Source organism: Mycobacterium sp. (genome assembly GCF_040509115.1).
Classification (GTDB): Bacteria; Actinomycetota; Actinomycetes; order Mycobacteriales; family Mycobacteriaceae; genus Mycobacterium.
This window is the reverse complement of the sequence record NZ_JBEVLO010000382.1, coordinates 1-5,757: the sequence shown is the minus strand read 5'-3', so window position 1 is coordinate 5,757 and position 5,757 is coordinate 1. Positions and strand designations below refer to the sequence as shown.

The following is a 5,757-nucleotide window of genomic DNA, read 5'->3' as shown; positions in this document are numbered from 1 at the left end:
CGAGTCCGGAGGTGGCCATTGCGGCGTCGGCGGCCTGGGCCGGATCGCGGCCGGACCGCAGCTCCTCACGGAACCGCATCAGGATGAACAGTGAGTAGTCGACCGCGAGCGCGATGCCGAACATCGACACGGTCGAGGCGACGAAGATCGACATCTCGGTGATCATCGACAGCAGATAGACCAGGCCCATCGTGACCACGACGGTGCAGGCGCCGAGCACCAGCGGCACCGCTGCTGCGGCTAGCGATCCGAAGACGGCGAGCAGGACGATCAGGACGATCGGTAGGTTCCACTTCTCGGCCTGTGCGATGTCGTGCTTGGTGGCCTCGCTCGCTGCCGCAGCGAGGGCGCCCTGGCCGACGACGTAGAGCTTGACGGTGCCGTTGCTCACCTGACCCGGCTGGTCGCCGTCGATGCCCACCGCCTTGCGCAGCGCCTTCGCGGTGTCGGAGCTGCCGCTGTTGAAGTCGGTCTGCAGGCTCAGCACGTAGGGCCGGTCGGGTTGCGGCGGGGGTTGTTGCGGGTTGGGGACGATCTTCACGCCCGGCTGCTCGGCGGCGATGCGTTGCAGTTGGGCGACGGCGGCGTTCATGTCGTCGAACGAGGCGTCCGCGCGGGGGGACGCGACCAGCGCCAGCGGGGACGCGCCCTGGTCGGGGAAGTGATCCTCGACGTCCTGCTCGACGTTCAGTGACTGCGAGCTCGCGACGTCGAACCCGCCACCGGTGAGGTGCCCGGACTGGTTGACGGCGAGGAACACCGACGGCGCCAGGAGAAGCAGCCAGGCCGCGAACACCACCCAGCGGTGTCGGCGCAGGCCGCTGCTCAACCGCATCATGAACTGCTGGATGGCGGACCCCTGCCTTCTCCCCGCGTTTCGGTAGCGTGAGCGTACCGCAGCGTGAGGTAGGGTACCCGCGCGATTGGCCGCTGACCAGTGGCCGAACCCCGGCGTTGGCCTGGCAACGCACCGCGGCCCGCGGGCCGACCCGACCTCCCCGACAACTGACCTGGGTATTTGCTGCGCCGGTTGATGGACGGCCCTGCCCGATGGCATTATGGCCCGTGCCAAGACCGTCATAAGGAGTTTCCGATGAGGATGACCACCGCATTGGTCCGGCGCTCGCTCGGCGCCGTGTTCGCTGCATCGGCTGTGGGTGGCATGGGTGGCATCGCCGTCGCGGCGATCACGATTCCCGGCGCACCAGCTGCCACCGCGGCGAACGACCCGTGCGCGGCCAGTGAGGTGGCGAAGACCATCGGCTCGGTGGCGACCTCGATGGGTAACTACCTCGATGCCCATCCCCAGACCAACGCGGCGTTGACCGCCATCTCCAAGCAGCAGGCGGGCCCGCAGTCCGTCGTCGCGCTGAAGACCTACTTCGATGCCAACCCGCAGGCCAGCAAGGACATGCAGGCGTTGCAGGCGCCACTGCAGAGCCTGTCGAGCAGATGCAGTCTTCCGGTGACGTTGCCCCAACTGCTCGGGCTGCTGCAGGGCGCCCAAGCCCAGGGTGGCTCGCTGACCGGTGGTTTGCCAGGAGTGTCGCCCGCGGCGCAGGCCGTCGGGGTACCGGGGACGGCCGTGCCTGCGCAATCGGCACCCGCCGCAGTAGTCGCGCCGGGCACCGGGCCGCTGCCCGGACCGGTTGCCGCGACGTCCCGGTAGCGCTCAGCGACTCGACCGCCATTTCGCAGCAAGTCTCTGAGCTGCATGTTCGAGCTTTCTCAGGATTGGTTGCGCACAAGGCAAGAAAGTCGTCACACAATCTGCTTAGCTTTTCGTTGTCGGTAACCGCTTGGGGTTACGGCTACGGCAGGGATCTGCACACTCGATGAAGGAGCTTTGATGTTGATTTCGGCGGTGCTCAGGCCTGGGGCTGGGCGACGTGCGGTAGCTGGCGCAATGGGTGCCGGCGCAATCGCGGGCGCGATGCTGTTCGGCGCCATTCCGTCTGCCATGGCAGACGACCCGGCCACCAACCCGCCGAACTGCACGGCGGCCGACCTTTCCGGAGTAGCCGCCGGTGTCTCGGCGTCGACGTCGGCCTACCTGTTCACCCACCCCGACGTGAACTGGTTCTTTACCAGCCTCGAGGGTCTCCCGCGCGACGAGGTCCGCACCCAGGTGGCCGACTACCTGGACGACAACCCCCAGGTGAAGACCGAACTGACGGGCATCCGTCAGCCTCTGGTCGATCTGAAGAATCGTTGCGGTTCGGCACCTGCACCTGCCCTGCCGTAACCCGCGTGCGGGTGGGCGAGCCATCCGCGCTTGACGGCGCGGGTCGCACGGTACTGATGGTCGATGACGATCCGGACGTCAGAACATCCGTGTCGCGTGGTTTGCGGCACTCCGGGTTCGACGTTCGGGTCGCGGCGACCGGCAAGGAAGCGCTGCGACTCCTCTCCAACGAATCCCATGACGCGTTGGTCTTGGACGTTCAAATGCCGGAGCTCGACGGGGTCGCCGTCGTCACTGCGCTGCGTGCGCTCGGAAACGACATTCCGATCTGCGTGCTCTCGGCGCGCGACACCGTCAACGACCGGATCGCAGGCCTCGAAGCAGGCGCGGACGATTACCTGACCAAGCCGTTCGACCTCGGCGAACTGGTGGCCAGGCTGCACGCGTTGCTGCGTCGGTCGAGCCTGTCCTCTGACCGCTCGTCGGACACCATGACCGTCGGGCCCCTGACGATCGACCGGGCCAGGCGCCTGGTGTTCGTCGACGGGGAACGGGCCGACCTCACCAAACGAGAGTTCGATCTGCTGGCCGTGCTGGCCGAGAACGCCGGCGTGGTGCTGTCCCGGCAGCGGTTGCTCGAGCTGGTGTGGGGATACGACTTCGACGTGGACACCAACGTGGCCGACGTGTTCATCAGCTACCTGCGCCGCAAGCTCGAACGCGAAGGCCATCCCCGGGTGATCCACACCGTGCGCGGGATCGGATACGTGCTGCGCGACGAGCCCTGAGGTGCCCGCCTTTCGGTTCGGCCAGTCGGCTTCGCTGCGCACGCGGGTGGCCCTGGCATCGGCCGCCGCCGCCGCCGCGGTGGTCGCCGTGTTCACGGTGCTGACCTCCGTCGTGTTGGCCAACAACGACGCTGCCCAGCTCGATCGCCGCCTGGATGCGATCGTCGACGCCAGCGTCTACGACCAGTCCAACGGTGTCATCCAGACGGGACGGTCGACCTCCTCCGGCCAGGTCGTCTTCCAGCGGGGCCTTCAGCTGCCGAGGCTGCCACCGGGCAGCGAGACAGTCGAGGTCAACGGGATCGAATACCGGGTCCGCACCGTCGCCGTCGACCAGCAGGGCGGGGTGCTGGTCTCGGTCGGCATCCGGGCTGACAGCATTCTGTTGAGCCGGGCCAGGATCCCGCTGTACACCGCGGTGGGCGTTGCGACCGTGCTGATCGCGGGCGGGCTCGGGTGGATGCTGGCGGGTCCGGCCATCCGACCGCTTCGGCGGTTGACCGAGCAGACCATGCGCCTCGGCAAGGGCAGCGAGCAGATGACGGCGGTCAGGGGGGCGCGGGAGGCCGAGGAGCTCTCCGATGCCATGGCGGGCATGCTCGAACGTCTCGCGGCCGCTCAGCTCGCCACCACCAACTCGTTGCAGGCTGCCCAGGACTTCGCGGCCAATGCGGCGCACGAACTGCGCACGCCGCTGACGGCGATGCGAGCCGACCTCGACACGCTGCGGATTCACGATCTGCCCGCCGACGAGCGCGACGAGGTCGTTGGCGACCTCGCCCGTGCGCAGCGCCGCGTCGAGGGCATCATCACCGCGCTGGGGCAGCTCGCCTCCGGACAGTTGGCGCAGGCCGAGGACCGCGAGCCGATCGACGTGACGGACATGCTCGATCGGGTAGCGCGGGAGAACAGCCGCGCCGACGCCGTCGACGTCGTCGTGCAGACCGACGACGACATCGGGACGATCTGGGGATGGCCCGGCGGCCTGCGTCTCGCCGTGGACAACTTGGTGCGCAACGCGGTGGCACATGGCGGCGCCAGCCACATCGTGCTCGCCGCTCACCGGCGGGCGGCGACGGCCGAGCGTGGTGAGGTGCTCGCCATCGTCGTCGACGACGACGGACGGGGCCTTCCCGAAGAGGAGTACCAGTTCGTCATGGGCAGGTTCGCCAGGGGCAGTACGGCGGCGCCCGGCGGATCGGGTCTCGGCCTTGCCCTCGTCGCCCAACAGGCCGACCTGCACGGTGGCGGCATCGAGCTGTCTGGCAGCCCGCTCGGCGGGTTGCGGGCCAAGTTGACGATCTCGACTTCGCCTGAGGTGGGCTCCGATTCGGACTCCGGCGAGTTGCTCAGCGGTGAGCCAGGGCCCTTGCGGCGAGGCGCCAACCGAGTAGCGGGATGGCGGTCGAAAGCGAAGCGACAACCACGAAGCTGACGGCGGTGCCCTGAGAGGTGGCCTTGCGCAACAGCATTCCGATCACCACCGTGCTCAACCAGATCACTACGCCCGTCGGTGCCAGTGCCGCGGGTCGCCGCCATGCACGGGCCGCGAACCAACCAGCCGCCGTGCCCGCGAGGAACGGCCACGCGGTCTCGGCGACACCGACGGCGGTGATCCCCTCCGCATGGCTTCGCCGTCCGATGGCGCAGAACACCAGGACCGAGACGACGTCGGCGAGCACCGCGACCGCGGTCAGGCGGGTCGCCGACTCAGCCGGCGGCATAGGTCATCACGTCAAGGACCAGCGGGCTGACGTTGGTCTCGTCCCTCGGGGTGAAGTCCGGCACCATCGGTGCTGGCGCACCGGTCAACAGTGGGTCGAGCGCTGCCATCGACGCGATCCTCCCGTCCAACTTGAACTGCTTGAATACGAACGGTAAACCGTTGGAGCGCAATGGATCCGGCGTGCTCATCACGTGAAAGTGAAGATGCGGTGCGTCGGTATTGCCCGTGTTGCCGAGGTTGGCAAGCACCTGTCCGGTGGTCAGCTTGTCGCCCACCTTCACCTTCACCGAACCGGTCTTGAGGTGTGCGTAGAAGGCGTATCTCTTCTCGGTCCCTCCGCCGGAGATGTCCTGCACGATGTGGTTACCGCCGTACTGCTCCAGAGGTAGGCCCGTCGGCGACGTGCCCGCAACCTGCTCGGGCAGACCCTCCATCACCCCGACAACCGGGCCGTCGGCCACCGCCAGGATGTCGTCGCCGAAGTACGGGTAGCTCTCGGGCTTGGCCCGGTCGCCCTTGTAGATGGTGCCGTCGTCGCTGAGTTGCACGTAGTCGATGGCGAACCGCTCGGCGGCCCACAGTCCACCCCCTAACGGATTAAGCGCCATCCGGTGCGCTGTCATATCGCAACAACTGTTGCCGTCCAACCAGTTCGGGCCGCGTAGCGGCGGGCCGATCGTGGCCGGCTTGGCGTCGGAGACCTTGACCGGTGCCACGCCCTCTTCGATCATGGTCGGCGGAAGCAGCGGTGGCATCGGCTTCGACAGCGTCACTCCGAGGGTGTGCGTGAGGCTCGTCGGGACCGGGGCGCCCTCGTCGATGACGACGTCCAACCAGACGAGACCAGCCTGTGCTGCACCGAACTTCCCCGTCGGGGCCGTTCCGCCGAGGGTGCGGGTGCGGTACGCCAGCCGTTCACCATCGAGCGACAACAGCTGCCGGTCGCCGTCCTTCACCACCACCGAATCGAGCGTCACGTCGAAGCCCATGGCGTTGGTGACCTGCAACTCGTATGCGAGGTGGGTCTTTCCGTCCGTGGCGCGCACCGGAATCGGCGC

At 67.8% G+C, this 5,757-nt stretch carries 7 protein-coding genes; 4 read left to right on the top strand and 3 right to left on the bottom strand.

Annotated elements, in window-relative coordinates:
* The coding region (locus ABW137_RS26390; protein ID WP_526404421.1) for an MMPL family transporter at window positions 1-838 on the bottom strand (838 nt) is incomplete at its 3' end.
* A 255-nt stretch (window positions 839-1,093) separates the two neighbouring features.
* On the opposite strand from ABW137_RS26390, the gene ABW137_RS26385 reads away from it, so the two are divergent.
* From ABW137_RS26385 to ABW137_RS26370, 4 genes are all read left to right on the top strand, one after another.
* On the top strand, window positions 1,094-1,669 hold the full coding sequence (locus tag ABW137_RS26385) for a hemophore (RefSeq protein ID WP_526404420.1): 576 nt from the start codon (window positions 1,094-1,096) through the stop codon (window positions 1,667-1,669).
* Window positions 1,670-1,849: 180 nt separating this feature from the next.
* Window positions 1,850-2,245: a hemophore-related protein gene (locus ABW137_RS26380; RefSeq protein ID WP_526404419.1), complete on the top strand. Its 396-nt coding sequence runs from the start codon at window positions 1,850-1,852 to the stop codon at window positions 2,243-2,245.
* Window positions 2,246-2,301: 56 nt separating this feature from the next.
* Window positions 2,302-2,973: a response regulator transcription factor gene (locus ABW137_RS26375; RefSeq protein ID WP_526404422.1), complete on the top strand. Its 672-nt coding sequence runs from the start codon at window positions 2,302-2,304 to the stop codon at window positions 2,971-2,973.
* A 1-nt stretch (window position 2,974) separates the two neighbouring features.
* A complete protein-coding gene (locus tag ABW137_RS26370; protein ID WP_526404418.1) occupies window positions 2,975-4,408 on the top strand; it encodes a HAMP domain-containing sensor histidine kinase in 1,434 nt (477 codons plus the stop codon).
* On the opposite strand, the gene ABW137_RS26365 is transcribed toward ABW137_RS26370, so the two are convergent.
* Both ABW137_RS26365 and ABW137_RS26360 read right to left on the bottom strand, forming a co-directional pair.
* Entirely contained in the window at window positions 4,323-4,697 is a 375-nt protein-coding gene (locus ABW137_RS26365; RefSeq protein ID WP_526404417.1) for a DUF3054 family protein, read from the bottom strand. The two genes, ABW137_RS26370 and ABW137_RS26365, sit on opposite strands and share 86 nt — an antisense overlap.
* Window positions 4,684-5,757: M23 family metallopeptidase (locus ABW137_RS26360; protein ID WP_526404416.1), on the bottom strand; the 1,074-nt coding region annotated here is incomplete at its 5' end. The genes ABW137_RS26365 and ABW137_RS26360, both read right to left, overlap by 14 nt.

Excerpts from the sequence above, each read along its gene's own strand:
- ABW137_RS26385 (WP_526404420.1), top strand. The coding sequence starts at position 1,094 with ATGAGGATGACCACCGCATTGGTCCGGCGCTCGCTCGGCGCCGTGTTC.
- ABW137_RS26375 (WP_526404422.1), top strand. The coding sequence starts at position 2,302 with ATGGTCGATGACGATCCGGACGTCAGAACATCCGTGTCGCGTGGTTTG.
- ABW137_RS26365 (WP_526404417.1), bottom strand. The coding sequence starts at position 4,697 with ATGCCGCCGGCTGAGTCGGCGACCCGCCTGACCGCGGTCGCGGTGCTC.
- ABW137_RS26380 (WP_526404419.1), top strand. The coding sequence starts at position 1,850 with ATGTTGATTTCGGCGGTGCTCAGGCCTGGGGCTGGGCGACGTGCGGTA.